At 43.8% G+C, this 21,945-nt stretch carries 20 protein-coding genes and 1 pseudogene; 7 read left to right on the forward strand and 14 right to left on the reverse strand.

The window, feature by feature from the left end; translation table 11 throughout:
• The first annotated feature begins 16 nt into the window (after window positions 1–16).
• A complete protein-coding gene (locus tag BK582_RS03790) occupies window positions 17–1,468 on the forward strand; it encodes a DEAD/DEAH box helicase (protein ID WP_078593057.1) in 1,452 nt (483 codons plus the stop codon).
• A gap of 185 nt (window positions 1,469–1,653) precedes the next feature.
• Here the strand turns inward: BK582_RS03790 and BK582_RS27610 are convergent, their stop codons facing one another.
• The 4 genes from BK582_RS27610 to BK582_RS03810 form a co-directional block, all read right to left on the reverse strand.
• A complete protein-coding gene (locus BK582_RS27610; protein WP_078593058.1) occupies window positions 1,654–1,866 on the reverse strand; it encodes a hypothetical protein in 213 nt (70 codons plus the stop codon).
• Between the two features lie 723 nt (window positions 1,867–2,589).
• Entirely contained in the window at window positions 2,590–3,201 is a 612-nt protein-coding gene (wrbA, locus tag BK582_RS03800; protein ID WP_078593059.1) for an NAD(P)H:quinone oxidoreductase, read from the reverse strand.
• A 545-nt stretch (window positions 3,202–3,746) separates the two neighbouring features.
• Window positions 3,747–4,193 (reverse strand): MarR family winged helix-turn-helix transcriptional regulator, encoded by a 447-nt coding sequence (locus BK582_RS03805; protein ID WP_078593060.1) that lies wholly within the window; start codon window positions 4,191–4,193, stop codon window positions 3,747–3,749.
• A 139-nt stretch (window positions 4,194–4,332) separates the two neighbouring features.
• Entirely contained in the window at window positions 4,333–6,513 is a 2,181-nt protein-coding gene (locus BK582_RS03810) for a sensor histidine kinase (RefSeq protein WP_169910832.1), read from the reverse strand.
• A 309-nt stretch (window positions 6,514–6,822) separates the two neighbouring features.
• On the opposite strand from BK582_RS03810, the gene BK582_RS03815 reads away from it, so the two are divergent.
• Window positions 6,823–7,368, forward strand: coding sequence for a GNAT family N-acetyltransferase (locus BK582_RS03815; RefSeq protein ID WP_078593062.1), 546 nt, complete (start codon window positions 6,823–6,825; stop codon window positions 7,366–7,368).
• Here BK582_RS03815 and BK582_RS03820 read toward each other — a convergent pair.
• Entirely contained in the window at window positions 7,365–7,820 is a 456-nt protein-coding gene (locus tag BK582_RS03820; RefSeq protein ID WP_078593063.1) for a hypothetical protein, read from the reverse strand. The genes BK582_RS03815 and BK582_RS03820 overlap by 4 nt on opposite strands.
• 147 nt (window positions 7,821–7,967) lie before the next feature.
• Here BK582_RS03820 and BK582_RS03825 point away from each other — a divergent pair, with 147 nt between their 5' ends.
• Window positions 7,968–9,206, forward strand: coding sequence for an MFS transporter (locus tag BK582_RS03825; protein WP_078593064.1), 1,239 nt, complete (start codon window positions 7,968–7,970; stop codon window positions 9,204–9,206).
• 60 nt (window positions 9,207–9,266) lie between these two features.
• Entirely contained in the window at window positions 9,267–9,983 is a 717-nt protein-coding gene (locus BK582_RS03830; protein WP_078593065.1) for a hypothetical protein, read from the forward strand.
• 9 nt (window positions 9,984–9,992) lie between these two features.
• On the opposite strand, the gene BK582_RS03835 is transcribed toward BK582_RS03830, so the two are convergent.
• Window positions 9,993–10,397, reverse strand: coding sequence for a phage holin family protein (locus tag BK582_RS03835; protein ID WP_244895336.1), 405 nt, complete (start codon window positions 10,395–10,397; stop codon window positions 9,993–9,995).
• A 193-nt stretch (window positions 10,398–10,590) separates the two neighbouring features.
• Complete coding sequence (locus BK582_RS03840) at window positions 10,591–11,304, reverse strand: YebC/PmpR family DNA-binding transcriptional regulator (RefSeq protein ID WP_078593066.1); 714 nt, start codon at window positions 11,302–11,304, stop codon at window positions 10,591–10,593.
• 262 nt (window positions 11,305–11,566) lie between these two features.
• Between BK582_RS03840 and BK582_RS03845 the strand changes: the two genes are divergently transcribed.
• Window positions 11,567–12,472 carry a hypothetical protein gene (locus BK582_RS03845; protein WP_078593067.1) on the forward strand — a complete coding sequence of 302 codons (906 nt, stop codon included), beginning with the start codon at window positions 11,567–11,569 and terminating at the stop codon, window positions 12,470–12,472.
• A 108-nt stretch (window positions 12,473–12,580) separates the two neighbouring features.
• Window positions 12,581–15,148 carry a septation ring formation regulator EzrA gene (locus BK582_RS03850; RefSeq protein ID WP_244895483.1) on the forward strand — a complete coding sequence of 856 codons (2,568 nt, stop codon included), beginning with the start codon at window positions 12,581–12,583 and terminating at the stop codon, window positions 15,146–15,148.
• Between the two features lie 38 nt (window positions 15,149–15,186).
• Here the strand turns inward: BK582_RS03850 and BK582_RS03855 are convergent, their stop codons facing one another.
• From BK582_RS03855 to BK582_RS03875, 5 genes and pseudogenes are all read right to left on the reverse strand, one after another.
• Window positions 15,187–15,492 (reverse strand): TIGR04104 family putative zinc finger protein, encoded by a 306-nt coding sequence (locus BK582_RS03855; protein ID WP_167553336.1) that lies wholly within the window; start codon window positions 15,490–15,492, stop codon window positions 15,187–15,189.
• Window positions 15,493–15,692: 200 nt separating this feature from the next.
• Window positions 15,693–15,881 carry a hypothetical protein gene (locus tag BK582_RS03860; RefSeq protein ID WP_078593070.1) on the reverse strand — a complete coding sequence of 63 codons (189 nt, stop codon included), beginning with the start codon at window positions 15,879–15,881 and terminating at the stop codon, window positions 15,693–15,695.
• A gap of 151 nt (window positions 15,882–16,032) precedes the next feature.
• Window positions 16,033–16,713: a PspA/IM30 family protein gene (locus tag BK582_RS03865; protein ID WP_078593071.1), complete on the reverse strand. Its 681-nt coding sequence runs from the start codon at window positions 16,711–16,713 to the stop codon at window positions 16,033–16,035.
• A gap of 343 nt (window positions 16,714–17,056) precedes the next feature.
• Window positions 17,057–17,612, reverse strand: a pseudogene (locus BK582_RS03870) (DoxX family protein).
• A gap of 58 nt (window positions 17,613–17,670) precedes the next feature.
• Window positions 17,671–19,974: an ATP-dependent DNA helicase gene (locus tag BK582_RS03875; protein ID WP_078593072.1), complete on the reverse strand. Its 2,304-nt coding sequence runs from the start codon at window positions 19,972–19,974 to the stop codon at window positions 17,671–17,673.
• A 303-nt stretch (window positions 19,975–20,277) separates the two neighbouring features.
• On the opposite strand from BK582_RS03875, the gene BK582_RS03880 reads away from it, so the two are divergent.
• Window positions 20,278–20,724 (forward strand): GNAT family N-acetyltransferase, encoded by a 447-nt coding sequence (locus tag BK582_RS03880; protein ID WP_078593073.1) that lies wholly within the window; start codon window positions 20,278–20,280, stop codon window positions 20,722–20,724.
• 61 nt (window positions 20,725–20,785) lie between these two features.
• Here the strand turns inward: BK582_RS03880 and BK582_RS03885 are convergent, their stop codons facing one another.
• Together BK582_RS03885 and BK582_RS03890 are read right to left on the reverse strand one after the other, a co-directional pair.
• On the reverse strand, window positions 20,786–21,250 hold the full coding sequence (locus tag BK582_RS03885; protein WP_078593074.1) for a staygreen family protein: 465 nt from the start codon (window positions 21,248–21,250) through the stop codon (window positions 20,786–20,788).
• A gap of 102 nt (window positions 21,251–21,352) precedes the next feature.
• Window positions 21,353–21,790, reverse strand: coding sequence for a GNAT family N-acetyltransferase (locus tag BK582_RS03890; protein WP_078593075.1), 438 nt, complete (start codon window positions 21,788–21,790; stop codon window positions 21,353–21,355).
• Window positions 21,791–21,945 lie beyond the last annotated feature (155 nt).

Here is a 21,945-nt window from a genome sequence, read left to right on the forward strand (position 1 = left end):
ATGAGGTTGTTAATAGATGAATACAAGTAATTTTAAAGATTTTAAATTAAGCGGGGAAATCATCGAAGCACTGGAACAGCTGCATTATAAAAAACCAACCGAAGTACAGCAAAAAGTGATACCTGTTTTTCTCCAGAAAAAAGATCTGATTGTAAAATCTCAGACAGGCACTGGCAAAACAGCTTCCTTCGGTATTCCTCTCTGTGAACTGGCAGAATGGGAAGAGAACAGGCCCCGGGCACTCGTACTTACACCAACAAGGGAGCTCGCCGCTCAGGTCAAAGAGGACATCACTCATATCGGCAGGTATAAGCGGATCAAAGCAGCAGCCATTTACGGGAAAGAGCCGTTCGACAGGCAAAAACTCGAATTAAAGCAGAAAAATCATGTAGTGGTGGGCACACCTGGCCGTACCCTTGACCATATTCAGAAAGGGACGCTGCCAGTGGATAAGATCGAATACCTCGTAATTGATGAAGCTGATGAGATGCTGAATATGGGCTTCATCGACCAGGTGGAAGCAATTATAAATGAGCTGCCGGATGGCAGAATGACCGCTGTTTTTTCCGCAACTATACCCGAAGATGTGCAGAAGCTCTGCGGTAGATACATGACCGATCCTCAGGAGGTGGAAATTGCCGGTACAGGAGTAACAACGGAAAAAATCAGCCACGAACTACTTGAAGTCATGGAGGAAAATAAGTTTTCTCTGCTAAAAGATATAACCGTTGCTGAGAATCCCGACAGCTGTATCATTTTCTGCAACACTCAGGAAAAAGTGGACAAACTGTTCAGCCAGCTGAAACGCGCAGGTTACCCGTGTGAAAAGCTGCACGGCGGCCTCGTTCAAAAAGACAGATTCTCTGTTATGAATGCCTTTAAACAAGGAAATTTCCGTTATTTAGCAGCTACAGATGTGGCTGCCCGGGGAATTGACGTGGAGAACATTTCCCTGGTTGTTAATTACGATACTCCTATGGAAAAAGAGAGTTATGTACATCGTACCGGCAGAACGGGCCGTGCTGGCAACACTGGAAAAGCAATTACGTTCGCAACGCCTCGGGACATTAGATTTGTAGAGGAAATCCAGGAATACATCGGCTTTTCGATTCCGGTCAGGGAGGCACCCGCTCAAGAAGAAGTATCAGCAAATAAGGATTCCTTTAATCAGAAAATCAGTACAAAAGCTCCAGAGAAAAAAGACAAAAGTGCAGCAGTTAATAAAAATATAATGAAACTCTATTTCAACGGCGGCAAGAAAAAGAAGCTCCGGGCAGTCGACTTCGTTGGCACCATAACGAGTATTCCAGGGGTTACAGGCGATGACATCGGGATTATAACCATTCAGGAATCTGCTACTTATGTTGAGATCCTCAACGGAAAGGGTTCCCTGGTTCTTCAGGAAATGAAGGACAAAACGATAAAAGGTAAACAACTGAAGGTTCATAAAGCTAAAACGAGGAAATAAAGGGGTGTGCATATCGGCAATAATCTGGGCAAAGTAGGAACACCTTGTCTAAGTCTCTGTCTCTGCTGGCATCTCTGCGGGGGCTGTTGGGGTATCTTGTCTTCTTAAGTCTTATCATTAGAGGATAAGAGAGGGAGGGGGAAATCCGTCGCCTTTCGTTCCCTCAGTTGATGGGATTCCCTTCCTCAGATACCGCAAGAGCCTCTTGCATCCCTTGAGCAGTAACCTTTCCCATTCTCAAGTACCGCAAGAGCCTCTTGCATCCCTTGAGCAGCAATCTCTTCCCTTCTCATGTACCGCAAGAACCTCTTGCATCCCTTGAACAGCAACCTTTCCCCTTCCTCATGTACCGCAAGAGCCTCTTGCATCCCTTGAGCAGCAACCTTTCCCTTCCTCAAGTACCGCAAGAGCCTCTTGCATCCCTTGAGCAGTAACCTTTCCCTTCCTCAAGTACCGCAAGAGCCTCTTGCATCCCTTGAGCAGTAACCTTTCCCATTCTCAAGTACCGCAAGAGCCTCTTGCATCCCTTGAACAGCAACCTTTCCCATTCTCAATTCCCGCAAGAGCCTCTTGCATCCCTTGAGCAGTATCCTTTCCCCTTCTCAAGTACCGCAAGAGCGTCTTGCATCCCTTGAGCAGTATCCTTTCCCCTTCTCAAGTACCGCAAGAGCCTCTTGCATCCCTTGAGCAGTATCCTTTCCCCTTCTCAAGTACCGCAAGAGCCTCTTGCATCCCTTGAGCAGTATCCTTTCCCATTCTCAAGTACCGCAAGAGCCTCTTGCATCCCTTGACCAGCAACCTTTCCCATTCTCAATTCCCGCAAGAGCCTCTTGCATCCCTTGAGAAGTAAGCTTTCTCCTTCTCAAATAGCGCAAGACTCTCTTGCATCCCTTGTACACCAATGTTGTTCCTATTCAAGCACCGTAAGTCATTTTTGTGGTATTTCGCTACTTCTGAAGCTACACTTCAAGAACCCCATGACACTCTTCCGGTACCTCAGTAGATGGATGGCATCCCCTCAAGGACCGCATGCATCTCTTGCGGTTCCAACTAACTCGACAGGTGCAAAAAAACCAGCAGGCAAATAAATGCCCGCTGGCTGATACCCATAAACTATCTTATTACTGCTTGCCCTGCTTAACCCACTCTGCAACTTGCACTGTACGTTTAGCCTGGTGTTTTGCAGCTTCTTCTACGTCTTCCTGCATTTGGCCGTCCTGGCCTACTGTAACACTCACACCGTAAGGATTACCTCCTGAAGCGAACTGTACTGGGTCGGTATATCCTGGTCCGGCGATGATTGCTCCCCAGTGGAACATGGATGTATAAAGAGAAAGAATAGTTGCTTCCTGTCCGCCATGAGCGTTGCTTGCTGAAGACATTGCGCTCACAACTTTGTTTACCAGCTTGCCTTCTGCCCACAGTCCGCCTGTTGTATCAATGAACTGTCTCATTTGTGCAGGCATGTTACCGAAACGCGTCGGTACGCTGAAGATAATTGCGTCTGCCCACTCAAGATCTTCATGAGCTGCAGTTGGTACATCTTTTGTTTCCTCAAGATGTTTTTCCCAGGCAGGATTTGAAGCGATCGCTTCTTTTGGTGCAAGCTCAGGAACCTTAACAAGTTTTACTTCTGCGCCAGCATTCTTCGCGCCTTCTTCCGCCCACTTTGCCAGCTGATAGTTCGTACCTGTAGAACTGTAATAAATTACTGCTAAATTAACTTTTGCCATTCTCGTCATCTCCTTTTTTTAGGCTATGTTCTTTGCTGCTGATTGCGATAAAAGAAGATCGCTTGCCTCTGGACATTGCTTCAGCTGCCCCGAAAGCAAACATCGCTTTCGAGGGAAACTTCAGCTGATGCTATTCCCGAAGGCGCTCGCGCTTTTATCTCAAATCAACATAATTGTTTAAAAGTAACAATTACTTTTAACAAAGCCTTTTTTAAACATTCCTCATACAATTGACTCCGTATACTGCTTCCCTTTAAGCATTCCTATCATTCCGGAAAATTCCTGCTTTCATACATTACACAAATCTCTCAAATTAATTTATCTTTAATTCGAGATATAATAGCAGAGTACCGCTCAAAAAAGAATCTTTCGTACTCAACCACGTTTTCAGAATATATGAAAGTCTTTGAATTTCCTTCAATAAAATATTAACATATCGTTTATTACTAATTCAAGTTAAATAACTTTATTTTTGTAAGTTAGTAAAGAATCCCCCAAATTAACAGTGCAACAATGCAGAACATACTATGCCCGGGGCTGTTAACTTACAGCTCCTGGGCATAGTACCCCAGTTTTTTCAGGAGTAAAATCAGCTGTTCCTTTTCCTTTATATCCGCACCTTTAAATATCTCCCCGATAGCTTCCTGATGCTTGGGAAATATTTCATCCATTAAAGCAGTCCCTTCCTCTGTTATTGTAGCGTGTGTGATACGCCGATCCTTCGGGCAGGGCCTTCTTCTCAGATAATTCTTCTTTTCCAGTTTATCAACGACATAGGTAGTACTGCTGCTTGCAATAAGCACCTTATCACCAATTTTCTGGATCGGCTGGTCTCCCTTATTATAAAGAAGCTCCAGAACAGCGAACTCAGTAGGGTTGAGCCCATGTTTTCTGATATCTTCCTCCACACGTTTCTTTACTGACTGCATTGCACGTGTTAAGACGACGAACAATTTCAAAGAGAGTTCTTCTTCATTAATTTCCTTATCCATAGTGATCAAATCCTTTTTTCCTGCCAATTAATTCGAATTCGAGATAATTTATAATTACTATATTATACCCTTTTACCGCCTGTCAACACACCGATAAAATACGAAGGTCTGATACTGCCATCAGTACCAGACCTTCCGCTTACGCTCCTTTAAGTCCTGCATCCTTCAGTTTCACAGGAAGCCTTACAGTAAACACAGTTCCTTTGCCTGGTTCACTTTCAACTTTGATTTCGCCGCCTAATTCTTCAATAATCATATAACATGTAGGCATCCCCAGGCCTGTGCCTGTCTCTTTTGTAGTAAAGAATGGCTTTCTTAAATTTTCCAATGTGTCCGCATCCATGCCGATGCCGGTGTCTGTAAAAATAATGTCCACTGTTTCCAGGTTTACATTGTAAGAAGTCCTGATCATCAGGCTTCCTCCATCTGGCATAGCTTCAAAAGCGTTTTTGATTATATTAATAAAAACTTGTTTAAGCTTGCTTCCAAACGTAAGGAATGTCGGGACATTCTCATCCAGCTCTTTTTCAATAGCAACTTTTGAGCTGGAAACCTGTCCGTCATAAAGAAGGGTAATATCTTCAAGAAGCTCATTTACATCGGCTTCCATCAGCTGAGTATTCCCGTTAGGCCGGACAAGATTCATTAAATCTCCTACTATACCATTGATCCGGTCAATCTCCTGAAGGATAATCTGGTAGTAGTTTCTGCTATTTCCCTGTTCCCCTATCCCTCTCGCTTCCATGAGCTGAATAAAGCCCCGGATTGTGGTAAGAGGGTTCCTGATTTCATGGGCAAAGCTTGCTGCAAGCTCTCCCGCGGCTTTTACCTTTTCAGACTGGATAAGCTGCTTTAACATCATCCTGTTTTCAGTAACATCCGATATGATGACAAGTATTTCTTTTTTGTCTTCATTTTCAGATGCCGGAAGCTGATTAAACAGGATATAAAAATACCGCTCTTCCCCGTCGATTGGACAGGTAAACTCGAAATCTTCCAGGCTCGTTTCAGTCTCTAAACGTTTTATTAAGCCAGAATGTTCCTCAATGGATCTGAAAGACTCTGATGACTCGTTTAAATCCTTCACTGTAGCACCAATTACATCCGATTTATTTTTCCTAAACATAGTTTCACATTTTTTGTTAAACGTAGTAACTTCAAGTGTATCAGTATTGACTGCAAACACTGCGTTATCTGTTGCTTCAAGAATTAATGTGGATTTTTTATGGATGTTTTCCCGCTCCACCGCTTTAGCCATCGTTACGTTAAATTCACTGGAGAGCTGATTGATCTCCTGATAGGAATCAACCGGCACAGGATCGGGCTTATGACCTTCCGAAAACTCAGCCTGAGCTTTAAGCAGCCTTTCTACAGGTGATACGAGATAATTAGAAAAATGAATAATTGCAAGCCACATTGCTGCTAATACAAATAAAAAAATCATTAAATACTGAGTGAGAAGATTTTTCAGCGGACTCATTAGTTCAGCTTCAGGCACCGCCACTCCAAGATACCAGTTATGGGTGAAGATGTCTGTATGCGGAATCTGCCTGACCATGCCAACTTCCCCATTTTGACCGTTATAAAACAGCCCGTCCGAGGCAGCCAGTTCCGGCAAAATACTTTCTGAAAGATTAAAATCCCTTAAATAATTTCGTGTTAAAATCTGCTCCTCCTCAGGGTGGCCGATAACGTCTCCCTGTTCATTCAGAAGGAAAGCATAAGCGTGATTGCCTATTTCCTTCTGCAGTTCAGAAAAAGCGTAAACATAGTCCCATAAGTGGACCAAATCATAATAGGGGCTGAGGATACCCACTAAATTTCCTTCATTGTCAGTTACAGGAACAGCAATAACTGAAACGGGCTTTTCTAAAAGAGAAGAAAAGTAAATCTCCGCAAAGTTTGCTTCACCGTTCAGAGCCCGGCCAAACCATTCCCGGTCTTTCACATTATAGCCAATAAATCTCCCGTCAGCTATATCAGCGACTACCGTACCATCCAGATCCAGCAAAACCACATGTTCAAATATTGAAAAATAGGTGACGAATTCTTCTAACTGCTCCTTGATTTCTTCCGTTGAAGCATCTGGGTTTTTCAGGACAGGATTAGCAGACAGATAACCTACATCTCTGCTGACTTCATCGATAATATTATGCACACTGGTGATCAGCCCCTGAGCATACAGCTGAAATGATCTTTCAAGCTGGGTCTCCATGGCTTCCTTTTGCGAATTATAGGAAACAAACGCAATAACAAATAAGGAAAAAAAGGTAATAGTCATAAAGAACAGAAGTAATTTCGACCGAAGTGTTTTCATCATATTACTAATACCTGCTTTTTTATAATTTTGGCAATAAAATTCTGTTATGTAAAAGATACCATATAATTGCGAAAATAATGTAAAATTCTTGAGATTTTTTTGCCAAACTTTCTCGTATTTTATTAGATTGCAAATTGCCTGGTTCTTTCCCCAGTTCCCCCAGGGTCTTTTTACCACGAAAAAGGAAATTAATGTTAATATCTGAGTAGTTGCTCTTAAAAACATTGTTCCATTTACATCTGCATTTAGTTACAATTTTAATTAAACATTTGTTTAACAAATAATTCAGACAAAAAAAGGGGAATGTATATGTTTACCTGTAAAATTGACGAGAAAGTTTCATTGAAGCTGGTGGATTTGAGAGACAGAGATGCGATTTTCCAGCTTACTGACAGCAGCCGGGAATATCTCCGTGAATGGCTGCCGTGGGTTGACTTCACCACAAAGCCTGAAGATACAGAGCAGTTTATAAAATCAAGCCTCAAAAGCTTCGCCGAAAATAAAAGTTTAACTTCTGTCATTTTATATGAGGGAAAAGCCGTGGGGATTGCCGGGTTTAATAAGCTGGACTGGCAAAACAAGACAGCGAAAATAGGCTACTGGCTTGGAGAGGGATATCAGGGAAAAGGGATTATGACAAAAACGGTGAAGGCACTCACCAGTTATGCCATCAAAGATTTAAAAATGAATAAAGTGGAAATCTGGGCCGGAGTAGAAAATAAAAAAAGCCGGAGTATACCTGAACGTCTCGGCTTTGTTAAAGAAGGCGTGATCCGGCAGGCTGAATGGCTTAATGACCGCTATACCGACCATGCAGCCTACGGTATGTTAGCTGAAGAGTGGAAGGAAGATTAAATTTCCTCCTCTTCAAAAACGAGCTTCTCTATCATATGCTCACCGTCTTCAGACCAGTGAACTTCCGTCTTCCATTTCTGTCCGATAGAGTAACCTCGTGCGAATTCCCTTTCCTCGAAAGTTTTTTCGTACGGGTTACCGGGGGTCGGCAAAAAGTCGCCAATAATTACCATGGCTGGCTCTTCTTCCGCCCAGTCCTGCATATGCCTGTATGTAACTCTCTGATTTTCATCAGCTGTGCCGGCGGTATATACATACTCGATTGTAATATCAAAGTACTCCTCCGGCGGAGCCGGTGTAACCACTGTCATGGAAGCGTGCCAGCACTCTGTTTCCGCAGAAAAATGACGTAATTTTTCGTCACCTTCTGATGTGGTTATTGAGGCTGAACAAGCTGGCAGGAAAATTATCAATATAAGCAAGTAAAGCAAATAAGGCAGTTTTTTACCCATAACATCCTCCTTTGGCGGCACTTCACGTGAAAATATTTTCATACTTTATATTTGATTATTATACCATAAAATTGGAAATTTAGGGAAATTTACACTGATCTATTTATTTACGAAAGCTTTCAGAAAAAGGGAAGGTGTATCAGCAATATGACATACATAACAAAAGACCAGCCTGCCTTTAAAAAAGCGAATCTGGCACTTTTTTCAGGGAGCTTTATTACATTTATGATTTTATATTCTGTACAGACCCTCTTCCCCCTTTTTTCGGAAGAATTTGATGTAACGCCTGCTGCATCAAGCCTGAGTTTATCTGTCACCACAGGGTTTCTAGCCATTACTATGCTGTTTGCTTCCCTGATGTCAGACTCCTTCGGAAGAAAAAGGATAATGAGTATCTCCTTAACGTTTTCAGCTCTTCTTTGCATCCTGGCTGCATTCAGCCCGAATTTTTCCACTTTGCTAGCCATTCGTGTTCTCCAGGGGATCGTCCTTGCAGGATTTCCCGCTATTGCTATGACGTATGTGAGCGAAGAATTCCATCCAAAGCATTTAGGGATCGCCATGGGAATCTATGTAAGCGGGACAACGGTTGGCGGGCTGGCAGGGAGAATGGCAACAGGAATTATAACAAGTTATTTTTCCTGGCAGACCGCATTGCTGGCCATCGGGGCAGTCAGCCTGCTCCTCAGTCTCTGGTTCTGGAGATCCCTGCCTGCACCTAAAAACTCAGCACCTAATAAAAAGGATAATAGCAGTGTCAGAACACCATTGATAAAATCATTCGCCCACAATCTGAGAAACCCCCGGCTGCTCTGTCTGTACGGAATCTCTTTTTTACTCATGGGCGGATTCGTCACTATATATAATTACTTAGGATACCGGTTAATGGCCCCGCCGTATTTTTTAAGCCAGGCAGTTATCGGTTCCTTGTTCATCGTTTACCTGGTGGGCACCTTCAGCTCCACTTTTATGGGAAAAATGAGCGACTCTTTCGGCAAACCTAAGACACTCCCCCTCAGCATTTTGCTTATGCTTAGCGGGGTGCTCCTGACCTTGAATGACAGCCTTCTGCTGATTATTACCGGCATCGCAGTCCTTACATTCGGTTTCTTCGGAAGCCATTCCATTGCGAGCAACTGGGTAGGGGAACTTGCTTCTGATTACCGGGCGCAAGCAGCATCGCTCTATCTCCTCGCCTATTATCTTGGCTCAAGTATTGTTGGGACAAGCGGTGGAATCGTCTGGAAGCATCTTAACTGGGGTGGAATTGTCACTATGACCGGGCTTCTCACTACAGCCTCCCTGGTGCTTGTGACAATTATCGTAGTAAAAACCAGGAAAAAAAGCCGCCTTCACCAGGAAAACAGTGCAGGTGCAGGCCGTTAATCTATTATTCACGAAACTATTTAACCCCCACCTCGTCAAAGTAAATAAAGAGGTGAACCGATGTACAGTAAAAGCAGTGTGCCTGTCATTATTTTGCTGCTTTTGGCAGCCGGTTGTTCTGAGATAAACAGCACGTTAAGAAACTGTCCTGACGGAGCTATCGAGTGGGTGGACATACTAAAGTTTAACGACGTGGAATACCACGGATATGTGGATGGTTCTGAGCAGGTTGACCCTGCCGGCAGAGGAAGCGTACTTGGTGAAGTGACGTTTAAAATGGCAGATAACGCTTGTTCTGACCATAACCTGAGAAATGGGGATGCAGCCTATCTGCCGGAGGGAACGATAATTTATGAATACACCGGTTTCTCCCCTGATTTCCGGGTTCTAGCCGGCAATAAAGTTTATCAGGTTCAGCACAATGATGCTGCCCAAACCTTTGATGATTTATTCGATATACACGGTAACCTTGAGCAACTTAGTATAGACAGCAGCTACGACGGACGGACGCTCACCTTTTTCCCGGAAGGAGAGGCAGCCCTGTTTATCGATGATTTTCTTACTCTCGATTATGAAGGATTTGATGAAATTTATCCTGTAATAGAAACAGAGTCTGGTCCTGGTGTATTCATTGGTTTTCACCTGACGGACGGTACTTCTTTTCAGCTCACATACTGGGTGGAAGAAAACGTTATAAATCCCGGTGGTTTTGCTACAGAAAGAATGCAGGAAATCATCCTTTCATTGAAGGAGGGGCTGGAACTGGAAGAGGAGTGAGATACTAACTTATTCTTTTTTCTTTTTCTCTTTTTTGAATACGTGAACCGCCCTTTTAAGAAGGTCCGGAACCGGAACCCCTGCTCTGCCGGCATTTTCTATGATGCTCAAAGCTTCATTTGCGATGTAAAAAAAGATGACCGCTTCTCTTATGAAATGGCTGTTTCCGAGAATTTTATCAATAAGGTGTCCTGCGGCAACCAAAGCAAAAATGAGCAGTTTCCTCGCAATCCCTGTAAAACCTGCTTTGCTGCTAAGCTTAGTCGTTCCAGTCTTTTTCCCTTCTATATATGCAGCGAGTAACCCTGTTATATAATCAAGCATTACAAAAGCAACGAGAATTGTAAGCAGCCCTGTCCATCCTCCAAATAAAAAGGACAGGGCTGCGCCTCCGATGCCTATTAAAGTTTTCATCACCGTTTCCACCATTACCCTCTCCCTTCCCTCACTTCTTTTCCTAGTATTATTAGATGATGTCTGCGCCAGGTTCTCCTGTATGTATGCCTGCTTATTGTTAAAATAGAGGATTGTCCATGCCTTGCCAACACAAAAAAAAGCCTGGCCCCCATACTTTCAAAGGACCAGGCACTAAATTTAGTATATCCCATTAATCTTCCACATTATGATAGACCTGCTGTACGTCTTCTAAATCTTCAAGAGCGTCCACCAGTTTTTCAAACTGCTCCTTTGCATCTTCCGGTAGTGCTGCTTCGTTCTGGGGAAGCATCGTGAGTTCCGCTGCTGTGAACTCTTCAATTCCTGCATTTCTCAACGCTTCCTGCACAGCATGAAACTGATCAGGTTCAGCGTACACAATGACATTATCCTCTTCCTCAATAATGTCCCTTGCATCCACATCTGCTTCCATCAAGATTTCCAGCACCTCTTCAGCCGTTTTACCTTCTGTCCCTATTACCGCCGTTGCATCAAACATATAGGAAACAGAGCCGCTCACGCCCATGTTCCCGCCGTTTTTCGTAAAGGCAGAACGCACTTCCGCAGCCGTCCGGTTCACATTGTTTGTAAGAGCATCAACGATAAGCATGGAGCCGCCAGGCCCGAAGCCTTCATAGCGTAGTTCATCAAAACTTTCTTCTCCTCCGCCTTTTGCTTTCTCTATCGCCCGGTCAATTATATGCTTTGGCACATTGTAAGTTTTCGCCTGCTCAAGAACGAATTTCAAAGGCTGGTTTGCTTCAGGATCAGGTTCCCCCTGCTTTGCAACAGAATATATCTTTCTGCCGAATTTGGCATATATGCGGCTGACGTTTTTATCCCGTGCCGCCTTCTTTTCCTTAATATTACTCCACTTACGTCCCATGAATACTCAACTCTCTTTCTGTGAAACTTTCATTCCGCTGGCAATAAAGAAACTTACCCGCTGAAAAACCGGAAGGGGCTGTTCCCTGCCTCTAATGGATTAATCTGTATTTGTTATTATACATCAGTTTACGGAAAGCGTGGAGCTATGCCTGAAAACGAAGCTCAATTATTGAGAAACTTATATTTTTTTTGTTTTGAGGGATGATATGTTCATAAATAGGAAATTTCCGCGCAGACACTCCACCTGGGAGGCTTATTATATGACTTATAATACTTACATATATATTTCACTTGCTTTCCTGGCCTCATTATTATTTCTCTGTACACTTGCCAAACAGAAGGATTTTAGAATTATATTGCTTTACTTTATAATGGCCGGCCATACATTTTTGTTTGAGTATGTGATATTCACCCTCCTGGACAGTTATGTTTATTACCCCAAAATCCTGCAAAACCCCTTTTACGACAGTATTATGGGAGCAATTGTTTCAAATGGCTTCGTTATTCCAATGGTTTCCGTTTCCATGGCGGCATTTTATGTAAGCTGGAAAAACAGATTCTTAACTGCCTTCTATATTATGGCTATTGAAGTACTGTTTCTTAGTCTAGGCATTTATGAACACAACTGGTACCGGACCATTTATACAGGATTCGGTGTCCTCGGAGCCTTTCTGATTGCAGATTTTTGGCATAGCACCCTAAGAGGCAAACCTGGCAGGCTGGCCAGATTCTTCAGTCTGTTTATCCCTGCTTATACCTTCAAAGCAAGTGCGCAATTTTTTGCCTCAGGAGTATTTAATAAATTTATCTATACAGCGGGCTGGTTTGAAAATCCATACCGGGACTCCATTGCTTACGCCACCCCTTCAGCAATATTCTGCAGTCTGATCCTTGCCTATACTTTTACCTATTACAAAAGATGGGCTGTATTACTGCTAAGCCTGATTTTCTTGTGTCTAACAGATTATCTTCAGTACTATTTCGGCTTCATACAGCTATATGACTGGTCATTGTGGATGTATTTCCTGCTGACCCCGGCTGCACTAGCTTTCATTTGGCTCCTGGATGCCATTCTTTCCGCAGGTGATTCCTTTTTTAGATGTCAGCCCTCTCCTGAAAAATTAATCCACTCTCCCTTTCCGATAATTGATATACTATATATGTAAACAATTGGCAACTTTGCAACCATTTCGTTAACTATACGTATATTTAATTATCGATTACATACCTCAGCCTCAAGCTGCAGGTTTTGGGAGGGGATAGTTTTGAAACTCATGCTTAAATGGGTTGTCAGCGCGCTTATTGTATTATTCATATTCGGCCCGGAAATCGTCCACGCAGATATAACCGTTGATGACGAAGGGAATTTTTTGTCCCTGGAAGAAATACAGGAACTTGAAACACGTTTTTCAGATACTGTTTTTGACTATTATGTGAGTACGGTTGAAAGCCTTAACGGGACGCCGATAAGGGATGCTTCCCTCAGTTTGTTTCGTTCAGTGAGTGATGAAGGCTTTGACACAGCAATTCTGATTTCAGCCGCTGAAGGAGAAATCCATATGAATGTGGCTCCTGGATCGGAAATTGATGAAGCAATCAGCCAGCTCTCCTCCACTGACCCGTTTGGAGAACTGATCGATAGTACGTTCCTGCCGGCCGCCTATGATGAAAGGTTCGCTGACGGCATTGCAGATCTTGTTCTCAAAGTAGAAGAGCTGGAAGAAATGCGCCTGGAAGCCTCAGGTTCAGAAGCTGCCCCTTCTGCCCCTGCAGCTGAAGCATCGGAAGAAAATTCAAACGAAGGGGCAGTTGGTACTGCCCCGGCATCAGGCGGTTTTGGCGGGGGATTTCTTTATGCCATTCTCGTTTTGTTCCTGGTTGTTATTGGGGGGCGTATCATTTATTTATTAAGCAGCGCTAAAAAAGTTAACAAGGAACTGCAGGCAGTGAAGGATGCGCATAATTCCCTCCTTGCAAATGTCCTCACTCCATATTCTGAGGCTAAAGACCGCAGTGAATTGAGCAGAGGACTTACCCAGCAGCAGTTCATTGCTTTAAAAGAAAACTTCTTCAGCTTACTAAACCATGTAAAAGACAGAGAAACTGCCCTTGATAAACTTCAGCTGTCTTTATCAAAGCAGAAATTCCGGACATTAAGTGCTTCATTTTTACCAGCAGGTAAGAAAAAAGGCCAGGAAACAACTTCAATGTCGCTGTCCTCTGTAAAACAGGAAATAAGCAAACTTGGAAAATGGACGAAGGAACAAGGCGGGGAACTTGAAGCCTTGAGTGGGGAGCTCAAATTATTATCCAGTAAAGAGCTTGAAACAACCCAGAAAATCAGCAGCATGAAAGAGACACTGGCCCGTTCTTCTGCGGCTGTAAGCATGCTTCAGGAAGAGACTTCTATGCCTTTCAGCCATTTAAAAGAAAAACTTGGCGAAGCCGCTTCGGCTCTGGAAGAAGTCGTTAAGCTTGATGAGTCGTTTGACTTCGCAGCAGCATACGAAGGCATCGCCGGAGCGGAAAACAGGATAGCAGAAGTCTCTAAGGATTCTGAAGCGATTAAAACTCTCGCTGAAGAGAAGAGTGATCTTCAGGAACAAATTAGAGAAAGAGATGCTGAGATTAGAAGACTGGCAGCGGAAGAAAAACTCCTGCTTGCAGACGAAGATCCTTATTCTGTTATCGAAGAAGCACGGCATTATTTTTCCCAGTTTGAAGCAACTCTTGCAGAAGGCGATGCAGCCAGGGCACAAAACACTAAAACTGCTGTTCTCAACTCGCTTACCGCAGCTTTAGAGAAGACGGAAGCGCTTGTGAAATACAGGAACGAGACTAAACAGGCTTATGAAAATGTAAACAGTACCCTGCCTCAGTATAAAAACCTGGATAGCAGTTTTGCTGCTGAGCTGGAAAAACTCCGGGTTTCTTTTACAGAAAATCACTGGGAGCATCTTAACCGAAGATTTTTTGATATGAAGAATCTCGTGCAGAATATTGAAGCTAAGCTGCCGTTCATTGCAGAAAACCTTAAGCCGGACGTTCAGCAGTACAAACAGGCATATGCAGAGATGAATGAAACTCTCCAGATGCTTGCTTCGGTGGAAAAGCTGCACAGCGAATGTTTCAGCACCTGTAACGACCTGACCGGGCAGCTGAAAGGGCTGAAAAAATCTGTTATTTCTTTAAATAATGACCTGCAGAGAGTGTTCAATGACAAGCAGAAACACGGTCTGCCGCTTGATATGCATCCTCTTACATCTTTAGAAAAGGAAATTAACTTCCTCCACGAGGAAGCAGATAAACAACCAGTAAACCTGGCTGAAATATCAGATCGCCTTTCGCATGAGCAGCAGCTCCTTCGTGAAGCAGACAATCAGATTCAGCAAATGATACGTGAAAAACAGAAAGTAACCCGTGAGCTGGACAGCCTGCAGGGCTCATACCGTGAAGCAGAAAGACGGCTTGGACTCCGTACAATGATGACTTCCTACAAAAATCGTTTTCAGGCGTGCGAAGCACAAATCAGGAATTATATTAATACTGGAAATTACGAGCAGGCAATGCACGAAGTCAGCATTGGAAGAAGAATCGTGGATGAAATGCGCGAAGAATATCGCCGGATTCAACACCGAAGGCAAATGGAAGCAGCAAGACGGGCGGCACGTACTGCCCAGCGAAATAACACCTTTGGAGGCGGTGGCGGTTTCGGCGGTGGCTTTGGCGGCGGAAGCCGGGGCGGTGGTTCAGGCTTTGGTTCCAGAGGAGGCGGTGGCGGCTTTGGCGGCCGTGGCGGCGGTGGAAGCTTCGGCGGACGCGGAGGCGGACGGAAGTTTTAACACCTCAAATGATAAAAAGGCTTGGAGAGTTCAGCTCTCTAAGCCTTTTTGCCTGAATGGTCCAACTCGTACCTTGTAATAAATGGAAATAATACAGAAATACAAAACCCGAAAACAAGAACAGATACGAATGCCGGAAAGGACGGCATTCCACTAAGGAATATACTAAAGAAAAAGATACCGGCTATAATTGTAATCACAGCAACAATTGTCTTCGAAACAGACTTCACCTCATGCCTGGCCCGGCAGTTCTCACAGACAATGGGCTTGTATGAAAATAATACAGATTTATATACCTGGCTCCATTTAAACCTTTCTTCACATATCTTACATTTCTGCAACAAAGCAATTTCCTCCTGGCTGTTTATAAAGTGCAACATCAATCAGTGGAGGTTTTGTTTATCCCCCACTGATTGTTAGTTAATCTAAATTGGATATTAGCGTCCGTTATCCCCGCCTGGGCATCCTCACTTCCACTCATGTTTTACGGCGGGGAGTTCCACGGAAGCTCGATCTGGATAGACGGTTTTGGAACAAAGCCGTCCTAATTTTCCCGTTTGTTCTCCGAGTTTCTGATCATCCTCATCAGCTTCACGACTCCTGCTATATTAAAAACCATACTTGCCGCAAGCATGATAACCAAAACTATATTTGGAAGAGGAATAACGAAGGTCAGCATGATCAGAGCAAAGCCGCTTAAAATAAAAATGATTCCCATCTTCTTATCTTCCACCAAAATCCCCCCTTAATCTGTAGTAATTGTAGCAGATTTTCTTATTTAAAAGAAAGGCTGCCTGATATATAAAAAAAAAGAAAAGCGCACTGGATTTCTGAATTGAAAATCCAATGCGCCTGTAATTTGTGTACCATACTCAGGCCGCCACTTACTCAGCCTTTTTATCCTGGCCCAGCTTAGCCTTAAGAGCGGCGAGTTCACTGTCTACAGAGCTGCTCTGATCAAGTACTGCAAGCTCATCATCCAGTGTTTTGTTTTCGCTGCGCAGTTCCTCTGAAGCCTCAGCAGCTGCTTCATCCCCGAGAACTTTCTCCTCCATACGCTCAAAACCACTTTTAGCACCTGTTCCAATACCTGACAGCGTACGGTTCACCTTCGCACGGGCTTTCGCACTTTCTGAACGTGCCTTCAGGGAATCCTTCTTCATTCTCATTTCCTTCAGTTCGTCCTTCATCTCCCGAAGCTTTTCCTTCAGTTCCTCTGACAGCTTTACCGCTTCATCAAGCAGCTGTTTGAGAGAATCAGCCTGAGACTGCTGCTTATTTTTATCTTCCAGCACTCGTCTTGCCAGGCCTTCATCCCCTGCTTCCAGCGCTTTCACCGCTTGCTCTTCCCGCTTTGCCACCATAGCAGCAGCTTCTTCATACTGTTTATTCAGCATTTTTTCATTAGCGATCTGCTTTGCAACAGATGCTTCCACTTCGGAAATATCCTTTTCCATATCAAGAATGAACTGGTCAAGCATTTTTCCGGGATCCTCCGCCTTATTCAATAATGAGTTCAGCTCAGACGACACTATTGTACGTACCCTGTTAAAGAACCTGAACATACTAATCCCCTCCACTATTAGTTTCCTGTTTTAAAGATACCACACTTCATTGCCTGTTTTTCTTTTATACGGAAATTAAACTGGGAAAGTTTCATATTTTGCATTGCTTTTTCATCTTGAACTGAATGGAAAAAAACAACGCAAGACGGTTCCTCATTCCACTAAATGGCTAAAAAGCGTGCTCCAGGCAGGTGCATCGGTTCCTCGTTCCGTTAAGCGGCAAAAAACGCTGCTCTTCCCCGGACCCAATCCGCAACTAAGCGCATCTCCCAGAGCCCAAACAAAACGCCTGGATACTAAAACCCAGGCGTTAATGCTCCATTTTCTAGTCTTTCGCTTTTCCTTATGGTGTACCTAAAGCAGGAAGTGCCCAGCGGTCAAGACCATACCAGCCGGCAACCTTCCAGGCCAGTATCAGAAAAATTGCGATTGTAAACATGACAGGGTTTGTACTTACCGTACCGGCAAGTAAAAAAGACATATTCATCAGGGCTCCAAAGAATGCGGCTATGCCTGTCAGTAAGCCGGCAATCAATCCTATTCCTACCAGTACTTCTCCCCATGCCACCATAAAACCAAATGGTGCTGCGTTCGGTATGACTACACTTTCCAGAAACCAGGCATACCATCCTGCAACTTCACCAGCTTCTGCCCTTGCAAGTGCTCCCTGCATATACCCTTCGATTGCAGCTCCTGCATTTTCACCGGTCCATGCATCATCGGTTACCTTTTCCCCAGCCAGCAACGAGCCAGGAATATCCAAGATAAACCCTTAAAATGAGCCAAATCCACGCAGACTTCGTATTGCTGAACAGCCAGCTCGACACAGGGTTTTCCTGAATAACGATTTCTCCTTCAGGTGTTCTGAAGTTGTTACCAGCCAAAGCAGCCACCTCCATAAGAGTACTACTAGTAGGCTTCCTCATTTTTCCCAATTTAAACAAATAAGTTTGCCTGCTATCTAAGCCGGAAATTCCTCCACTCGGCAGGAAGCAGCTGCTGATATTTAGGTGTAAGGAATCTGTCATCTATCAGAAGAAGCGTCCCTGTATCGGTCTCTGTTCTTATTAAACGTCCGCCTGCCTGAAGCACTTTGCTTATCCCTGGATAAACATACGCGTAATCATACCCATTTTTTCCGGCGGTCTGAAAATACTCTTTCATAATCTCCTGTTCTGTATTAAACTGTGGCAGCCCGGTTCCTATAATTACTACTCCCCCAAGACGGTCCCCTTTCAGATCAATTCCTTCTGAAAATATTCCCCCAAGCACAGCGAAACCTGCAAGAACACCTTCGTTACCGCTCTTAAACTCCTGTAAAAAGCGTTCCCGTTCTTCTTCATTCATGGAACCTTCCTGAACGAGGACAGGCACGTCCGGATACTTTTCCGTAAACTCTTCAAAAATAAGGTTCATATACTGATACGAAGGAAAGAACACAAGGGAATTACCTTTTCTCCCTTGCTCAGCCACGGTTTTATAAATGAGATCCGCGATTTTCCCGCTCGTCCGTTCACGGTCTTTATACCTCACCGAAATACCGGCGATAGAAACATCAAGATTATCTTTATCAAACGGAGATGTAAGCGCGAGGGTATAATCATCCTCTGTCCCTCCAAGCATGTCCTTATAATAGTGGCCTGGTATAAGAGTTGCCGAGAAAAAAACGGAGCCGCGGTAGTTCTTCGTGTATTCCTTCAGCAGCCTGGATGGATTCAGACAGAGAATTTTTACGATCACTTCACTCTTAAATTGTTCTAAATAAGTAATGAAGTGGTCGTCATACAGCCTGCATATTTTCATGTAATTGTTTGCGTTGAAATATACCTCGAGCAAATCTTCGTACAAATCACTGCCTCTGTTTTCAAGGAGCCACGCTTCACAAGCCTCCAGAAAGCCTTCCAGCAGTTCCTCCAGTTCAGCCGGCTTCGTCTGCCTCGTTGTATACCGCTCATCAGGAATTTCTTCTTTTTTCAGTTTCAGCAAATAAGAGTTTATTTCCCCTGCAACCGTGGATATTCCTTTATCCTTCCCGGTGAATAGCCGTTTCACAGACAGGAAATCGGATTTATTTAATGAAGCGGAGTACATCGACCTGGCTCTGTCAACGAGATTATGAGCCTCGTCCACGAGCAGGGTATAGTTTTTCCGGTTACTGTCTGAAAGCCTCCTCAGGGCCACCCGGGGATCAAATATATAGTTGTAATCACATATAATCCCGTCGGCAACCATGGAGAGATCAAGAGAAAACTCGAATGGGCAGACAGTATGCTTCCGGGCATACCGCTCGATTGTCTCCCTGTCATACTTATCTTCGTTTTCAAATATATCAAGGATAGCACCGTTAATTCTGTCGTAATAGCCATCCGCGAATTCGCAGTAGTCCGGCTGGCAGATCGTTTCTTCTTTAAAACAGACTTTGTCCTTTGCAGTAATCGTACAGGTTTTCATCCGGAGGCCCTTTTCCCGGAGCAGATCAAAAGTCTCCTCTGCGACAGTGCGGGTGATTGTTTTGGCGGTAACATACACGACTTTACTAATTTTCCCTTCACCAATCGCTTTTACGGCTGGAAAAACAGTCGATATTGTTTTTCCAATACCTGTCGGAGCTTTTACATAAAGTTTCTTTTTATCGAGGATAGTCTGGTATACAGAGGCTGCGAGTTTCCTCTGTCCTTCTCTGTACTCTGCAAAAGGAAAGTTTAGCTGCTTTACTGAAGCCTGACGGACCTCTTCATAAGCTGCCTTCACACTTGCAAACTTGATGTATTCATCAAGCACCTTATAAAGAAACATCTCAAGCTCTGTCAGTGTGAATACCTTTTTAGCGGATTTAATTTCATCACTATCCACATCTGCATATGTTACCTGCACAGCTATATCTTCCAATCTATGATCCTTCGCATACATAAACCCGTACAGCTTTGCCTGAGCCCAGTGGACTTCATTTCCCTCCGCATTAATCTGGCCGACGCCCCGCTGAGAGGATTTAATTTCATCGATGGTCACCTTCCCTTCTTCATCCTTCAGAAGACCATCGCACCTGCCTTCAATCTGGAAGGTAAAATCCTTATATTCAACAGTACATTCCAGAGGCACTTCCTTCCGGTCATTTACGCCGTACTGCCCCTGTACCCGCTGGTGAGTCTTCACGCCGTCCAGCAGAGCTGTATTTTTCACTTGTAACGCCGCATCAATACTGCCGCTCCGGAAAGCATATTCCACCAGCGGCCGGACCGATATTCGAATCTCCCTGCTCATTTAATCAACACCTGTCTGTCTGAATACGTGATTAGTTCTCTTTCTCCCGCAAAATTAATTAATCTAATTTTAGCACGTACGTTCGCTAAGAAGAAGACATTATCTTTTTACCCTGCCCTGTCTAATTTTTACCGTAAAAATAAATAGCTCTTTTTGAAGCACCGTTGTAATATACAAGTATACAAACGGGAAGGGGCCAGGACTATGATTGCTTTAAACCTGTCAGATGCAAAAGAGGCGAAAAAAATTTAAACTGCCAGACCATTCGTTCAGGCTGAGCCTGGCGGGAAAAAGGAGAAGAACATGGAACTGCAAACACAAAGATTAAGATTAATCCCTTGTACGGAAGAAACTGTCGCTGCCGCAGAATATGAGGCCGGTCCGCATATTAAAATGCATCTGGAGGAAATGAAGGAAAACCCTCATCTTAAAGGATGGGGTGTCTGGTATGTCATCGACATTGAAACAGACAGGATCATCGGTGATATTGGCTTTAAAGGAAAGCCAACACTTGAGAAAATGGTGGAAGTAGGCTACGGAATCCTGCCTTCCGCTCAGAACCGGGGATATGCCACGGAAGCTGTTGGAGAACTTATCAGGTGGGCGTTTACTTCCCCCGAGGTAGACAAAGTGACAGCTGAATGCCTTGATGATAATTCCCCCTCCATTAAAGTTTTGGAGAAACTAAAGATGGTCCCCATCGGAAAAGAAAATAATATGCTGAAATGGGAACTGGCAAGACAGCCTTAAACAGCGGAAATATAAGATTATAGAAAAAGCATGTGGTCCCCGGGAGGATTCACATGCTTTTTTACCTGGCTCTGCTCTTAAAGTCAGCAAAGCTTCCCCAGTTTTCTCTCCTGTTTAACTTTCGGTAAGAAGACTTAAAGTGAACAATAACAGGAGCGTAATCAAGCTGGGGGTAACTGCTGAAAAAATTGCTGTCACCATACCTGACCGCTTCTAAAGCCAGGGGAAGTTCCCGGATAAATACCTGATTTCTGATGGAAGCTTCTTCAAGGGTAAACTGCCTTTCATCCACATGCAAATAAACACAGTAAATATATCCTCTGTCGTTCTGCAGCCATTCTCCAAGAACTTCGTCCCGCATCTTCAGGTCCACTTTATCATAGGCAAACTGGTGCCCTGTGGTAAGAAAAAGCTCTCCGGTTATATCTGAATGAGTAAGGGTGTGCCGCCTTCCGGAAACAGGTGATGAATAACCGGCTCCGTCCCTGTACTCCCTAAAAAGCTTAGCAGGGTCTAATTTGCCCATATAACCTCTCCTTTTGGCCTGAAATTATATCGTATGAATATTTTATGCTTTGATACATGTTTCAGGACCTTTTCCGAAGAGACCTCGAAGCGGAGATAATTGTTAGTCTAACGTGTGCTTAAAGACATAGCTTACTTTATCATAGGACATTTTTTCTTCATAAAATCGATGGGCTGCTGTACGCTGGAGGCCGGAGGAAAGTGCCACACTTTCAAAGTTATTATTCCTTGCCCAATCATGCACAAAGGAGAGCAGCTTTTCTCCATAACCTTCCGAACGCTTTGCAGAATCTGTAACAAGGTCGCATATCCAGATAAACCGGCCATAGTATAATGTAGTCATCGGCTGAAACCCGGTCACTGCCGCCAGCTCCCCATCAGTAAAAAGACCGTACATCACATATCCGGCATTTTCTTTAGCCTCTGTTACAAGCTCAAGATAAGATGCTTCATCAAGATGGCTTCTCAGCTGTCTCATCACCTGAAAAGCTTCCAGAATTTCATGTCGATCAGACAGTTCTCTAATTATAATATTTCCCATTGTTATTAACTCCCTTCACGTGCAGTACGGTATTGGAATATCTTTTCTCCTTTCATACTACCACTCACCCAAGCTATTCGTCTTCCCTTCCTGCAGCACATGTAATTTCCGGAATTAACCAGGCTTGCGCCACATAATAATAAAGCAAATACAGC

The organism is Evansella clarkii, assembly GCF_002019695.1.
GTDB lineage: Bacteria > Bacillota > Bacilli > Bacillales > Salisediminibacteriaceae > Evansella > Evansella clarkii.